The organism is Halomonas sp. A40-4, from assembly GCF_015767635.1.
Lineage (GTDB): Bacteria > Pseudomonadota > Gammaproteobacteria > Pseudomonadales > Halomonadaceae > Vreelandella > Vreelandella janggokensis.
In genome coordinates this window covers 1,272,149-1,286,976 of record NZ_CP065230.1, presented here as the reverse complement: position 1 = coordinate 1,286,976, position 14,828 = coordinate 1,272,149, and the positions used below count along the sequence as shown (strand labels likewise).

Below are 14,828 nucleotides of genomic sequence, written 5' to 3'. Positions count from 1 at the left end.
AGACGGGCGTATATTACTGATTACGCTCGCCTTCGTCAACCAAGAAAATACCAAAATGTTTGGGCTATTATAATGGGCGGTTCTTATAGATCGCGAAACTCTTTCTCAAGACGCTTGGCCTGCTTCTTGGAAACGCCGCCAAGCACCTCAATCGCATGGCGGAGCCTTGCCCGCGTCACGTCTGAACCTAGAATCGCCATCGCATCCATCACCGATGTACTTGTACTACTACCGGTAATGGCGATGAACACAGGTGCCAGGAAAGCCTTCATTTTCAGATCAAAGTGCCCGGCCAATGTCTTAACTTCTTCAAGCAGGGCCTCTTTATGCCACGCTGGCACCACTTCAAAACGCCAGACCAGGAATTGCAGCAGCTTGACCAAATCGTCTTTTTCCAGCTTGACGCTGTCGAAGTCCTGCTCTTTCAGATCGGGCAAGCCGGAGAAGAAGTGCCCTGCCAATGGCGTCGCCTGGGCAAGGGTTTCGATACGCGGGCGAATCTGCGGCAGGATCTGCTTTACGTAGTCTTCATTAAAGGCCCACTCACGCAGTGCCATCAGTAACCCGTCGTCATCAAGGTCTTCGCGGATGTAAACCCCGTTCAGCCAGGTCAGCTTTTCCAGATCGAACACCGGCCCGCCCAAGGAGACACGCTGAACATCGAAGGCTTCCATCATTTCCACAAGGCTGAACTTTTCACGCTCGTCGGGCATCGACCAACCCATTCGACCCAGGTAGTTGGTCACAGCCTGGGGTAGAAACCCCATGCGGCGGTAGTAATTAATCGAGGTCGGATTCTTGCGCTTTGAAAGCTTCGACTTATCCGGGTTACGCAACAGCGGCATGTGGCAAAGCTGCGGCATCTCCCAACCGAAGTACTCGTAAAGCAGCTGGTGTTTGGGGGCAGAATTGATCCACTCCTCACCCCGCAGCACATGGGTAATGCCCATCAAATGGTCGTCCACCACATTGGCCAGATGGTAAGTGGGCATGCCATCCGATTTGAGCAGAATCTGCGCGTCTACCTGTGCCCAGTCCACTTCAATGTTGCCACGCAGCATGTCACCCACCACGCACACGCCGTCGTTTGGCACCTGCATACGCACCACAAAGGGCCAGCCTTCTGCCGCCCGACGCGCCGCTTCAGCTTCATCCAAAGCCAGATCGGCAGGCTTTAATGCTAACTGCATGCCGGCAGCCTTACGTCCCTCGCGCAGCTCATCCAGTTCTTCGCTGGTGCGATAGCACTTGAACGCGTGCCCGTCATCCAGCAGTTGCTGGGCATATTGCGCGTAAATATCGCCACGCTCGCTTTGCCGATACGGACCATGCGGCCCTCCCACATCCGGACCTTCATCCCACTCAAGACCCAACCAGCGCAGCGAATCCAGAATCATCTGTTCCGATTCTGGTGTGGAGCGCACCCGGTCGGTGTCTTCGATGCGCAGGATAAACTGGCCGCCGTGCTGACGTGCGAAACATAGGTTAAACAGCGCAATATACGCCGTACCAACATGGGGATCTCCCGTCGGCGATGGCGCAATTCGGGTACGTACGGTCATTGGAGCGTCCTTTTGGCAATAAAGCGTGGCGATATTATACGCACCCAGTGCTTAACCAACACCATCGCGTAGGGAACGACTCCCGTCAGAAAGCGTCACATGTGGGTTAAATAAACGTTGTCTGGAAAAAAATGCGCGTTATTGCACAATCGCTTAGTATGTCGTGGTGCGGACCACCTGAATTCAGGCCCTGTTTTCAGCAGAGAATCTATTTTAACGCCATCGGTTTGATGGACATTTTTAAACGAGCGACGCTGCTCATCGACGGGAAAACGAAATGGAATCGCTAGGCTCACGTATCAAGCAACTGCGGCTTAGGGCCAAGCTCAACAAAGCTGCCCTTGCACGTAAAGTTGGCGTATCGGATGTCACCATTTCTTATTGGGAGTCCGGAGCCATCAAGCAAATCGGCCATGAGCGTCTGGTGGCACTCGCCGAATCTCTGGATTGCTCGCTCGCCACATTGCTTGAGGGTGACAGCGCTCCACTCTTGTTGACGTTAAGTCACGAAGGACCGCTACCGTGGGAGCAGGTGCAGTCAACGGCCATGACCGTGCCCGATCACTTACCGCTCAAGGCCAACTGGAAAGCCCCATGCATCATGGTGACACCAGAGCCGGGTAGCGACTTTACACCTGCCAAACCGGGCGATTTACTCCTGCTGGGCCCAACCCATGTCTTCCACAAGACCGGCCTATACCTGGTGGAGCAGGACGGCAAGCTTCACTTTAAACAGTTAAGCAAAGCGACCAGCGACGCCTCTATTCAAGCTGTACTGTTAGCGCATTGGCGCTCCGCCTGACGAGTATTTCAAGGCGTCTGGAGTAACTCTGCGTCACCCCGTGACTGTCTGGGCTGGTTGCCGACCATAAAGCGTGTGGTGTAAGTGGCAATCTGGCCTAGGCCATGGCGGGATTGAGTAATCAATTCACCCGTCAGGTACTCGCCTTTTTCACCGATGCGTTGCTGCACAGATTCGGGTTGAACGGTGGCTTCGGACAGCTCCACGCTGACGCTATAGCCACCGTCCGGCAGACCACTACCAGGGCCGAACGGCCCAGCGACAAACTGCCCTTGCTCAACATCGACCCGCTCGCGCCAGCGCACGCGGCTCAGTTCGCGCTCGACAATCACTTGCAACTGAGCGCCATCGGGCAGGTTGGTTTCACCTTCTACCTGCAAGCGACGATCTGAGCCGATCGACGCCGAGACGAGGATTCGAACGTCCAACGGCTCAACTTCCTCAGTCTTCTCGCTCTGCGCCTGGGCTTCACGACTCGCGGCTTCTTCTTGGGCAATCGTTTCTGCCGTCTCGCGCGCCTGTTCGTCCGCAGCCTGCTCATCCCCGCCACCACAGCCAACAAGCAGTGTCATGGTGGATAACATGATGCCAACCAACGTTAGCCTGAAACCTGTTTTCATCTGATGCATATCCGCTCCTCGACCACCATAACCGCCAGCTTATCACTCCCCTGCCACATACACAGAGAAATAAGCCACTGATTGAGGAAAGGATTGCTCTAACCCTGCAGGCCACCCTTTTCAACGCATGCATTCAAACCATATGGACAGCATCTGCTATTTTTGGATGCCTCCGCCCGACGGGGCGGAGCTTTCCGCATAATCAGGCTAAGTTCGCTTCTCCAGAACACCGATCACCTCCGGCACAGCCGCTGTCGTGTCGTCGATAGACGTATAAAGGGCATGAACTGCCTCGGCAACGCCACGCTCCACCCCCAGTTCGTTGGTCATGGTGTGATAGTAACCCAGGTCTTTAGTGGCATTGGCAACGGTGAACTTGAAACCCGAGGGGTCATTGCCAACGATATAAGGGCGCAGTCGCTCCAGTACAACGCCTCCTCCGCCACCCGCTCCCAGCACTTCCAACAGCGCGCTGTCGCTAATACCCGCCTTGCGAGAAGCAGCCGTGGCCTCGGCCAGCACCGCCGAAAAGCCCAACGACACAAAGTTATGCAGTAGCTTTAGCGTATGCCCGGCGCCTACGTCCCCAGCATGGGCAATGTTTTCGGCAAACCCCTGCAGTAGTGGCAGGGTTTCATCGAATAACGCCGTCGGGGCGCCGACAATCAGATTAAGCCGTCCCTCTTCCGCTTCTTTAGGGGTACGCGTCATCGCCGCATCCATAAACCGGCCACCTGCCGCCACCACCCTGGCTGCCACTGTTTCTGTCGAACTGGGTAGTGCGGTAGAACAGTCGACGACGACACTGCCGGGCTTTAAGCCTTCCAGAACGCCGTTGGGCTCAAAGAGCACCGCTTCTACTTGCGGCGATCCGGTGACGCATAAAATCACCACCTCTGCATTTTGTGCTACTTCCCGGCCCGAACTCAGCGGGATGGCACCGGCTGCCATGAGATCATCCACAGGCTGATTACCTGGATGTTCAAGAAAGCTGACCTCATGGCCTGCACGCAGCAGGCTATTGGCAATACCATGGCCCATCAGGCCCACACCGACAATGCCTACCTGTCGAGATGTTGTCATTGTTATCGCTCCATTTATATTGCTGACATCCTAGTTGTGCTTGATCGCGACGGTCTTGATCCGTGTATAGCTGCGCAAGCCCTCAAAGCCTTTCTCCCGGCCATGGCCAGAGCGGCCAACGCCGCCGAAAGGAAGCTCCACGCCCCCGGCGGCCCCGTAGTTATTGACGAATACCTGGCCGCTGCGAATGCCTTTGGCCAAGCGTAGCTGGCGACCACCATCGCGGGTCCATATACCGGCGCACAGGCCAAAATCCGTGGCGTTGGCCAATGCGAGAGCTTCTGCTTCATCTTCAAACACCTGCACCACCAGCACAGGGCCAAACAACTCCTCGTGAAGCACTTCATGCCCTTTGGGGATATCCGTAAGCAGTTGAGGAAGTACGAAATGACCGCCAGTGGGTGCATTGGGTGCCAACTGCCCCATTGCCGCCACGCGGATGCCATCCGCTTTGGCGGCGGCCAGACGTTCTTCCAGCTTGGCTTTCTGACGCGCATTGATCAGCGGGCCACAGTCAGCATCCGCTTCACCTGCATCACAGCGCAGGGCAGCGAAGCGCTCACAAAGATTCGCGACGACGCTATCGGCGATCTCGCGCTGAACCAGGAGGCGGCTGCCCGCTGAACACGTCTGCCCAGCGTTTTGAATAATCCCTTTGATGACGGCGGGAAGCGCCGCATCGAGATCCGCATCCGCAAACACCAATTGAGGCGATTTGCCCCCCAACTCCAATGTCACAGGAACATGATGCTGCGCGGCCGCTTGGGCGACGTGCGTACCCGTTTCAGGCGACCCCGTAAAAGAGAGATGATCAATATCAGGGTGTGACGCCAACGCAGCCCCCGCCTCAGAGCCAAGCCCTGGCACCACGTTAAGCGCACCGGCGGGTAAACCATGATCCACGGCCAGCTCCGCCAAGCGTAGAACGCTTAAACAGGCGTCTTCCGCCGGTTTGAGCACAATCGTATTTCCAGCCGCCAACGCTGCCGCCACACAGCGTCCAAAAATCTGTGACGGGTAGTTCCAGGGAATAATCTGGGCGCAAACACCGTAAGGCTCGCGCAGCGTCATCACGGCGAAATCGGTTTCAAAAGGAATGGTTTCACCATGCAGCTTGTCAGCCGCACCACCGTAGAAGCGAAAATAGCGGGCGCAGGCAGCAATATCGCCCTTGGCCTGTGCCATGGGCTTACCGGTGTCGGCACACTCAAGCTGCGCCAGCTGTTCCTGATGCCCTTCGATAGTATCGGCGAAACGAAGTAACCATTCACTGCGTTGGCGGGCGGACCAACTGGCCCATTCACCTGACTGGCCGGAAAAAGACTGCTGCGCTGCCTTTACCGCGGCATCTACATGGTCTGGCTGACAGCGCGCAATGCGTGTCAATGGCTCCCCCGTGGCAGGTGCCTCTACCTCCAGCGTGGTGGCGGAATTCACCCAATCACCACCAATGAGGGCCTGTTGTGGCGGAAAGTCCGTCGTCTTCAACATGAAATACTCCTGTTATTGTCCTTGTTTGATTCACTTCAAAGCCACTCACCTAACCATAAAGAAAATCCACCAACCCAAGCGAAATCCACGGCATATAGGTAATCGCCATCAAACACGCCAAGATCACCAGTACAAAACGAACCAACCAGGGCAGCATCTGATCGATCGATATCTTGGCCACCGCACAAGCTGCAAAGAGATTCACGCCCAACGGCGGTGTAATCATGCCAAGGGCCAGGTTAACCACCATCACAAGGCCAAAATGAACGGGATGAATGCCGAACTGCATCGCGATCGGGGTCAAGATGGGGGCCAGCACCAGAATGGCGGCGGACGTTTCAATAAACATACCGACGAATAACAGCAACCCATTGACCACCAGCAGGAACATCATGGGGTCATTGATCGTGTTGGTCACCAGGGTGGCGATTTGCGCGGGGAGTCCCGTGCGGCTGAGAAGAAAACTAAATAGCGAGGCCGCCGCAATGATCAGCATGACGGCGGCGGTAGAGATCACGCTTTGGCGAAAAATCGGCAAAATATCGTCTATTTTTAATTCACGGTAGTAGAAGCCACCGACGATGAGGGCAAAAAATACCGCCACAGCTGATGCTTCGGTAGGCGTGAACACACCACCGTAAATCCCCCCGATGACGACCACTGGCATGAGCATTGCCACCCACGCACGCTTGACCGAGACCATAAAGCCGGTGCTGTCTTTATAATCTTCTTTACCAAAGCCCCGCACCTTACAGAAAAGATAAAGAAAGATGATCAGCGCGCTGCCAATCAATATGCCTGGCCCCACGCCTGCAAGAAATAGCTGCCCAATGGACGTATCGGTACTCACACCATACAAAATCAACGGAATCGACGGCGGAATAAGCACCCCTAGCTCCGCAGACGTGGCCTGAATGGAGGCCGCCAACGGCCTGGGATAGCCATGTTTCACCATGGCGGGAATCAAAATGGCACCGATCGCAAAGGTTGTGGCCACACTTGACCCTGAGACCGCTGCAAACATCATGCATGTCAGTACACAGGACATCGCCAGACCGCCCTGCACCCTCCCTACGATGGACTTGGCCAGATCCACCAGGCGTTGAGATATTCCGCCTGCCGCCATCAGGTTACCGGCGAGAATAAAGAAAGGAATGGCCATTAATGGGAACTTATCAATGCCGATAAACATCTGCTGAGGCACCAGCAGTAATGGCAACCGAGTGAAGAACTCAATGCCGATAATCGATGCCAGAATGATGGAAATAGCAATCGGCACACCGACCGTAAATAGAATGATCAAGGACAGACCAATCACCATGTTCATGGCTGAGATCCTCCTTTTGGCAAGTCGCCCTCTTGAGGCAGCTCTGCCTCTGGTAACGTCTCGCTATTTTCCGGACCCACCTGCTCTCGATCATTTAACTGCGCCAACAACCTTGCAACGGCGGCAACGATCGCAAAACATGACCCCATGGGAATCGCCGCATACGCCCATGACATCGATATATTCATGCCCGACATGGTCTGGCTACTTACCCGCATGGTCATCTGTATCCCGTAATGAATCAGCACGCCAAGCACCAATAGGCAACACACCACAATGACGATTTCCAGTAGCTTCATAAAACGCGTTGGAACGAGTTTATAAATGACCTCTACCGCCATCATGTAACCACCCCGAAAGGTAGCCGCCGCGGCCATGAACACACACCAGATCATCGCCGTGCGCGAGGCGACTTCAGACCAGGTAGAAGGCGCATTAAAAACAAAGCGAGTGAGGACTTGGTAAAAACTTAGCGTCACTGATATGGCTAGCATCACTACTGCAATGAGCAGGGCTAAGCGTGTTAAGTGGCTTTCCAGACGAAGAAATACCGCTAGCATAAAGGGTCACCGTGCAGAAACGGCCTCCAGAAGACTGGAGGCCGAAGTGGAGGAAGTGCTCAGCAATCGCTGGCTTTTTCCTGAACGCGCTCAAGCATTTCGTTGCCGTACTCAGAGGTAAATATCTCGTAAGCTGGCTTCACCGCTTCCTGGAAAGGCGCAACATCAATATCCGTTTTGACCGTCATGCCTTTCTCTTCGAGCAGTGCTACGCCTTCACGCTCCAGGCGTGAAACTTCTTCACGGGTTGCTTCAGCAGAGGCTTGTGCTGCCTGCTCAAACCAGCCACGCTCCTCCTCGCTCAAACCATCCATGAAAATCGGCGACCCCAGCACAACAGCCGGTGAATAGACATGTCCGGTTAGCGAAAGGTAGTCCTGCACTTCCCAGAAGTTGGTGGCGACAATCACAGTGATCGGGTTTTCCTGACCATCCACGGTCCCTTGTTGTAGCGCCGTGAAAAGTTCAGGGAATGCCATGGGGGTCGGACGTGCGCCCATTTGCCGAAACGCTTCCTGGTGCACCGAATTTTCCATTGTGCGAACGCGTAAACCTTCTGCATCTTCAGGCGTGGCGATCTCACGCTGGCTGTTGGTCATGTGTCGGAAGCCATTTTCCGACCAGGCCAGGCCCACTAGATTGTGATCACTCATTTTGGCGAGAAGCTCATCACCAAGATCACTGTCCAGTACGCAGCGCGCTTCTTCGTAGTCTTCAAATAGGAATGGCAAGTCGAGCACGTAGGTTTCCGGCACGAAGTTACCCAACGGACCCGTTGAAGTAATCACAAAGTCGACCGTGCCGATCTGCAAGCCTTCAATCATTTCCCGCTCACCGCCCAGGGAACCCGACGGATGTTCGTTCACGGTATAGGCCCCATCGGATAGCTCTTCCAGCGTCTCCTTGAAGGCATCTGCGCCCACCGAGTAATGCGACGAGGAAGACAGGGTATGGCCCAGGTTGACTTCCGTCGCCGCGTGGGCCTGAAGTGCAACGCCAGTAGTAGTGATGGCAGCGATAGCGGCCACGAGCGAGTGACGAGCAAAGTTCTTAGTCATCTTGATTCCCTCTTTTGTTATTTTGAGGGTGGGTTTTTTGGGCCCATCGCCACATGTGCGAACTTGGCCCAGGCAATTACCTACGGCGGTTAGCCGCGTAGGAACTCAAGCGCGTTCAGTCACGAACGCATCAATAATCTGTTTGAAATTTTCATCACCTACAAAGCCAAGCTGTTTGGCTTTTGCCGTGTCAAAGCGCGCCGGCCAGCTTGCCACAATGGCTTCAATGCGCGGGTCGGGCTCATGGCGTACTAATGAAAAGGCTTTCTCTCCTGCTGCGTCGCGCAGCGCTTCCAGCATTTCTGCCACCGTGATGGTAATGCCCGGCAACATGAACGCCCGAAAAGTGCCCAGCGCCTCACCCGGCACCTCTGCACCGTGGACAAGCGCATCGACGACCTTACCCGGCGACATCACGAACATGGGCAGTTCTACCGGCACCGGGCAGATCGCTTCTTCGCCATTCAGTGGTTCGCGTAAGATACTGGAAGCAAAGCTGGACGCAGCCGCATTCGGCCGCCCAGGCCGAATGACAATCGTCGGCAGGCGCAGCACAAGACCGTCGACCAATCCTCGGCGGCTATAATCATTGACCAACAACTCCGACATGGCTTTCTGAGCGCCGTAAGAGTTTTGCGGGTGAAGCGCCGTCATATCATCCAGCACCTCGGGCAAGTCTCCGCCGTAAGCCGCTACCGAGCTGGCCATGATCAAGCGGGTATCACTCAGTTCCCGCTGGCGGCAAGCTTCCAACAGCGCACGGGTCGCATCGAAATTGACCCTTAGCCCCAGGTCAAAATCCGCTTCGGCCGCCGAACTCACAACGGCTGCCAGGTGGTAGATAACATCCGGGCGTTGCTCAAAAACGCGATCCAGTGCGCCCGGCTCGGTAATATCCAGCGCCATGGGCGTCACCGCGACATTGCCGGCTTCGGGCTGCGGCGCTTCCACCTGGTCAATCAGCGTTAACCGTGTGATGGGCTGCTGGCGAAGCTCACCACGCGCGAGCAGTTGATGTACCAAACGCTGGCCGAGAAAACCTGCCGCGCCCGTAATGGCTATATGCATCTTTTTGCTCCTGATAGACGGCGATTGTTGTTCATTTACGTTAAACCCTGTCAGTGTCCCGTCAGCCCCCACGGTTCGCCCCAGCCTAGACCCGCGCGGGTATCGGCGCATGGTCGATACTCACAACCAATCCAGCCGCGATAGCCCAATGCACTCAAACGGTCAAAAATAGCGGGATAGTGGACTTCGCCCACATCCGGCTCGTGGCGCTCTGGCACCCCTGCGACTTGAATATGGCCGATGGCGCTGAACTGACGTTCAAGGTGGCGGATCAAGTCGCCGTCCATGATTTGGCAGTGATAAAGATCAAACTGGAGCTTTACATTTTCCGCGCCTAACTCTTTTATGACGGCCATGGCCTGGGCCTGGCGAGATAGAAAAAAGCCCGGCATATCACGCGTATTGATCGGTTCGATGAGCACATCTCGCCCCGCTTTGGCGGCCTCACCCGCTGCAAAGCGAAGGTTGCGTACGTAGGTGGCATGATGCTCAGCCTGAGTAGCGGCATCAGCGCCTTCCGGGAGTAAACCGGCCATGGCATGGACGCGCGGGCAGTTGAGGGTTTCGGCGTAACGCAGCGCTTCAACCACCGAGTCACGAAACTCGGCTTCGCGCCCCGGCAAGCTTGCCAGACCTCTTTCACCCGCCTCCCAATCGCCAGGCGGCAGGTTGAACAGCACCTGCTCCAACTGGCATTCGTGCAATGCCTGGCGCAATTCTTCACGAGAAAACGCATAAGGAAACAGATACTCGACGCCTTTAAAGCCCGCCTTTCCAGCTGCGGAAAAGCGGTCCATAAAGCTGTATTCGTTAAACAGCATGCTGAGGTTGGCAGCCAATCGAATCATAGCGGTGCTCTTGTTCTTGATGCGTGTTAATTGATAGCGATACGTCAACAGCTTCTAATCCCGCGGGAATTTAGCTTCCAGATCCGCCACCTGCTCCGGCGTCAGCCCCCGGGGATTCTGGCCGCGTAACAGTAGGTAGAGCTTGGCTGTCTCTTCCAGCTCTTCGGTGGCATACACAGCGGCATCAAGGTTTTTCCCCGCCACCACCGGCCCATGGTTGGCCAGAAGCACCGCGCTGTGTTTACCCGCCAGGCCACGAACCGCGTCGCCGAGCTTTGGGTCACCCGGCATGTGGTAGGGCACGAGCGGCAGCTTCCCGACCCGCATCACGTAATAAGCAGTGAGCGGCGGAATACAATCGCATTGGTCTATTTCAGGCAGACACGAAACGGCGACCGAGTGGGTTGAGTGCAGATGCACAATCGCCCCTGACTGAGGCCGCTCCGCATACATCGCCATATGGAGGAACTGTTCTTTGGTGGGCTTATCGCCACCCAGCAACTGGCCCTTGTCATCCAGGTGCGAAATGCGCGCTGGATCCAGTCGACCCAAGCAGGCGTTAGTGGGGGTCATGAGCCAGCCACCATCATCCAGGCGGACGCTGATGTTGCCGCTGGACCCCATCGTCAGGCCACGATCAAACAATGACTTGCCCAGGAGGCTGATCTGATCCCGCAGGATGTTCTGGTCGTGAAGGCTCATGCCAGCACCTCGAACGCTCTTGTGAAGAAGTCGACGCCGCCAAAGTTGCCTGACTTCAGCGCCATGGAGAGCGGTGCCTCACGCCCGTATAGCGGGGCCTGGGTCCAGGGCACGCCGGGGTCGATCTGCTCGCCAATGTGCAAGGCCGTAATGCCCAACGCCGATACCACGGCACCTGACGTTTCGCCCCCGGCGACCAGCAACCGGCCAACCCCCTCCTTGACCAGCGTGACCGCCAACTGGCTGAGCGCCTCTTCTACCAGCGCACCGGCGCGCGCAACGCCCAGCGCTTGCTGCGCTGCATTGACCTTTTCAGGTACAGCCGAGGCATAGATCAGTATGGGGGCTTCTTGAGACAACCGTTGCCGAGCAAAGGCCAATGCCTTTTCCTGCTGCCCTCCTTCAGCCAACGCCAACGGGTCAAGCGCAAAGCCACCATCGGGGTGTTTGGTCAGAAAATTTTCCACCTGGGCGAGCGTGGCACGGGAACAACTGCCGGAAAGCACCAGTGCACTTCCCGCGGCGGGGGATAAACGCCCTGGTTCATTGATAGTATCCAGCCAGCCATGGGCCCGATACTGGGCAGGCAACGCCTGACCCAGACCAGAGCCGCCAGTGACCAAGGGCATCAGAACGGTCGCTTCAGCGAGGACATCCAGGTCTTTTTCGTCCAGGGAATCGCAAATCACATGACGCACATCCTCGTCGGCAAGCGCAGATAAATGCTTACGCGTTGCGTCAGCGCCCCGGGCGAGCACCGCGCGGTTGGCTAGCCCCACGGGGTGCGATGTTTGCCGCGAGAGCACCCGCACCAGATCCGCATCCTGCATGGGGTTCAATGGGTGGTTCTGCATACCGCTGTCGTTGAGCAATCGATCACCCACAAACAGATGCCCCTGATAGACCGTACGGCCGTTAACCGGGAAGGCGGGCACCATGACGGTTTGAGACGCGCCCAACGCATCAAGCAGCGCATCAGCGACCGGGCCGATGTTGCCCTGGTCGGTGGAATCGAACGTGGAGCAGTACTTGAAGAACACCTGGCGGGCCCCCTGCCCGCGGAGCCAGTCCAGCGCCGCGAGGGAGTCGGCCACGGCCTCATCCACCGGGCAGGAACGGGACTTCAGCGCTACCACCAACGCATCAATATGCGTCAGGTCAATGTCCTCCTGCGGCACACCGATCACCTGCAGGCAGCGCATGCCGCCACGCACCAGGTTATTGGCAAGGTCGGTAGCCCCAGTGAAGTCATCGGCAATGGCGCCCAATACGATGCTAGATCCCATCCCCATTGTTCAGGCTCCCTGGTTGTCGTTGGCGGCTTCTGGCAATGTGATACCCGATAACCGCTGATAAACTTTAATCACCGACGAATCATCTTCGCGACCGAAACCGGCACCGCTGGCAGCAGTAAACTGCTGCAGCGCACTGGCGGCGACCGGCGTTGATAGCGATAGTTCGCGTCCGGTTTGATGCACGATATTGAGATCTTTAACGAAGATGTCCACGGCCGAAAGCGGCGTGTAGTCGCCACTCAGAATATGCGGCACCCGGTTTTCGAACATCCAGGAATTGCCTGCCGAGTGGGTAATCACCTCGTAAATAACGTCGGGGTCGAGCCCCATGCGAATCCCCAGCGCCATCGCTTCAGCCGCGGTGGCAATATGCACGCCTGCCAAGAGTTGATTGACCAGCTTCATGCTGGAACCCACCCCTGGGGCATCGCCAAGGCGGTACACCTTGGCGGCCATGGCGTCGAGCACTGACTGGCCATAGGTAAAAGCCTCCTCAGCCCCGGACGCCATCACTGATAGTTCGCCGCTTTTGGCTTTGGCGGCACCGCCGCTAATTGGCGCATCGAGGAGCATTAAGCCCGCGGCCGACAAACGTTCACCAAGCTGTTTTGCCTGGCTGGGCGCCACCGTTGCACACTGGATGATCAGGCTACCCGGCGCCAGGTGGCTTACCACACCCTGTTCACCGAACAGCACTTGTTCCGCCTGCGCCCCGTTAACGACAACCACCAACACAATATGGCAATGAGCAAGTTCAGCAGGGGTTGCCACGCTTTGCCCGCCTGCTGCCGCAAAGGCATCGCGCGCCTGAGCGGAAATATCACACCCGGTCACGTTAAAGCCCTGCTGGTGCAAGGTGGAGGCGGTTCCCATCCCCATGGCGCCCAGGCCAATAACGCCTACTTGAAGTGATTGTTTATTGTCTTGACTCACTGGCTGCCACCTCAATTTTTGTTGCGTTGGTTGCCATCAACACGGTGCTATTTATTAAATCGCCCGTCATTTCAAGGCGTATGATAGCGCTGTCATGATAGCGCTATCATTCTTTTTAGATTATTATTTTTACATTGACAAGCTAAACATCAGGTCCATACAACCAATGTCTAAAGATCCCTTACATACCGCTAAAAATCGACGCCACTCCGACCAGATCACGCTCACCCAAGTCGCCAAATCGGCAGGCGTATCGCCGATTACGGCATCGAGAGCACTCAACAACCCGGCCAAGGTTAGCGACACAACCCGACGCAACGTTTTAGAGGCCGTGGAACGCCTGGGCTACGTGCCTAACCTGGTCGCCGGGAGCCTGGCCTCTTCTCGTTCAAGGTTGATTGCCGTCATCGTGCCGTCACTGATCAATAGCGTGTTTGTTGAAGTCATCAAGGGGTTACAGGAAACGCTGGAAGCCGAGGGCTATCAGATACTGCTGGGTAATACCGACTACGACCTGGATCGCGAGTATCAGTTAGTGCGCACCTTCCTGGGCTGGTCCTGCTCGGCATTGGTCACTGCCGGACTTCGCCATAACAAGGCCTGTCATAAACTGCTGGCGAACTGGGATCACCCCATCATGGAAGTGATGGAACTGGGCAAAGGCATGGACCTTAATGTCGGTCTCGATCACGTCGCTGCAGGCCGCTGTATGGCCAGCCACCTGGTGGATAAAGGCTATCGGGATATTGTTTATGTGGGCGCACAACTCGCGCAGGATTACCGGGCCAGCATGCGTTATGAAGGGCATAAAGCGGTGTTGCAAGCCAATGGCATTGACGCGCCACTGGTCGAACTCGACACCCTGGGAAGTCTAAAGGCTGGCTCCGAGAGCCTTGACCAGGTGTTTGCTCGACATCCCAAGACTAAAGCCATTCATTTCGCCAACGATGACCTTGCGGCCGGCGCACTGCTTGCTGCCCAACGCCGGGGGCTTAACATCCCCAAGGATATCGCTATTGCCGGATTCAATGGCCTGCCGCTTGGACAGCACGTCACGCCCCAACTGACCACGATCCTGTCCCCCCGGGAAGAAATGGGGCGTTTAGCCGCCAAAGAGCTGATCCGTCGGCTAAGCGGTAAAAATGTTGTCCGCCGTCAGCATGATGTCGGCTTCAAGCTGCAACTGGGTGAGAGCACTTAATCCAGCTTTTTACCCTCGCGGCTGTTACCAAAGCTCAACGATGACGTTATATTTGGGCTTAGTGAATTCATTGAACTTAACACTGACTCGGCGTTTTAACGTTGCTCTCTTGCAGGCAGCAAGGGCCGTAACTGTCCAAGAATGAACAAGAACCTGAGGCAACGCAGTGGCTTAGCCAAACGCAGACCGGAAAAACACATGATTTCAAAGGGCGATGATGGACCGGAACGTTTTTCTCCAGGTAAAAGTATCAGACGCTTATGGCGTCAAAAGGAGGA

At 56.2% G+C, this 14,828-nt stretch carries 14 protein-coding genes; 2 read left to right on the top strand and 12 right to left on the bottom strand.

Translation table 11 applies throughout. The features are described 5' to 3' along the window. Positions 1 to 83: 83 nt before the first annotated feature. The gene (gltX, locus tag IT895_RS06015; protein ID WP_085917364.1) at positions 84 to 1,562 is read right to left on the bottom strand and encodes a glutamate--tRNA ligase; all 1,479 of its coding nucleotides are present in this window, start codon (positions 1,560 to 1,562) and stop codon (positions 84 to 86) included. 277 nt (positions 1,563 to 1,839) lie between these two features. On the opposite strand from gltX, the gene IT895_RS06010 reads away from it, so the two are divergent. Continuing rightward, entirely contained in the window at positions 1,840 to 2,364 is a 525-nt protein-coding gene (locus IT895_RS06010) for a helix-turn-helix domain-containing protein (RefSeq protein WP_085917363.1), read from the top strand. 8 nt (positions 2,365 to 2,372) lie between these two features. Here the strand turns inward: IT895_RS06010 and IT895_RS06005 are convergent, their stop codons facing one another. From IT895_RS06005 to ltnD, 11 genes are all read right to left on the bottom strand, one after another. Continuing rightward, positions 2,373 to 2,993 (bottom strand): hypothetical protein, encoded by a 621-nt coding sequence (locus IT895_RS06005; protein ID WP_085917362.1) that lies wholly within the window; start codon positions 2,991 to 2,993, stop codon positions 2,373 to 2,375. Positions 2,994 to 3,191: 198 nt separating this feature from the next. Continuing rightward, positions 3,192 to 4,067, bottom strand: coding sequence for an NAD(P)-dependent oxidoreductase (locus IT895_RS06000; RefSeq protein ID WP_085917361.1), 876 nt, complete (start codon positions 4,065 to 4,067; stop codon positions 3,192 to 3,194). Between the two features lie 30 nt (positions 4,068 to 4,097). Beyond that, positions 4,098 to 5,558 carry an aldehyde dehydrogenase family protein gene (locus IT895_RS05995; protein ID WP_199285023.1) on the bottom strand — a complete coding sequence of 487 codons (1,461 nt, stop codon included), beginning with the start codon at positions 5,556 to 5,558 and terminating at the stop codon, positions 4,098 to 4,100. Positions 5,559 to 5,607: 49 nt separating this feature from the next. Continuing rightward, positions 5,608 to 6,885, bottom strand: coding sequence for a TRAP transporter large permease (locus IT895_RS05990; RefSeq protein ID WP_199285022.1), 1,278 nt, complete (start codon positions 6,883 to 6,885; stop codon positions 5,608 to 5,610). Then, complete coding sequence (locus IT895_RS05985; RefSeq protein ID WP_085917358.1) at positions 6,882 to 7,445, bottom strand: TRAP transporter small permease; 564 nt, start codon at positions 7,443 to 7,445, stop codon at positions 6,882 to 6,884. Before IT895_RS05985 ends, IT895_RS05990 begins: the two co-directional genes overlap by 4 nt. Positions 7,446 to 7,504: 59 nt before the next feature. Next, positions 7,505 to 8,503: a TRAP transporter substrate-binding protein gene (locus IT895_RS05980; protein WP_085917357.1), complete on the bottom strand. Its 999-nt coding sequence runs from the start codon at positions 8,501 to 8,503 to the stop codon at positions 7,505 to 7,507. Positions 8,504 to 8,608: 105 nt separating this feature from the next. Continuing rightward, a complete protein-coding gene (gene denD / locus IT895_RS05975) occupies positions 8,609 to 9,571 on the bottom strand; it encodes a D-erythronate dehydrogenase (RefSeq protein WP_199285021.1) in 963 nt (320 codons plus the stop codon). A 50-nt stretch (positions 9,572 to 9,621) separates the two neighbouring features. Next, complete coding sequence (otnI, locus tag IT895_RS05970) at positions 9,622 to 10,419, bottom strand: 2-oxo-tetronate isomerase (RefSeq protein ID WP_199285020.1); 798 nt, start codon at positions 10,417 to 10,419, stop codon at positions 9,622 to 9,624. 54 nt (positions 10,420 to 10,473) lie between these two features. Next, complete coding sequence (gene otnC, locus IT895_RS05965) at positions 10,474 to 11,121, bottom strand: 3-oxo-tetronate 4-phosphate decarboxylase (RefSeq protein WP_085917354.1); 648 nt, start codon at positions 11,119 to 11,121, stop codon at positions 10,474 to 10,476. After that, positions 11,118 to 12,413, bottom strand: coding sequence for a 3-oxo-tetronate kinase (gene otnK / locus IT895_RS05960; protein WP_199285019.1), 1,296 nt, complete (start codon positions 12,411 to 12,413; stop codon positions 11,118 to 11,120). The genes otnC and otnK overlap by 4 nt, the downstream gene beginning before the upstream one ends. A 3-nt stretch (positions 12,414 to 12,416) precedes the next feature. Next, positions 12,417 to 13,364 carry an L-threonate dehydrogenase gene (gene ltnD / locus IT895_RS05955; protein ID WP_176243615.1) on the bottom strand — a complete coding sequence of 316 codons (948 nt, stop codon included), beginning with the start codon at positions 13,362 to 13,364 and terminating at the stop codon, positions 12,417 to 12,419. A 151-nt stretch (positions 13,365 to 13,515) separates the two neighbouring features. Between ltnD and IT895_RS05950 the strand changes: the two genes are divergently transcribed. Beyond that, entirely contained in the window at positions 13,516 to 14,550 is a 1,035-nt protein-coding gene (locus IT895_RS05950; protein WP_233337381.1) for a LacI family DNA-binding transcriptional regulator, read from the top strand. Positions 14,551 to 14,828 lie beyond the last annotated feature (278 nt).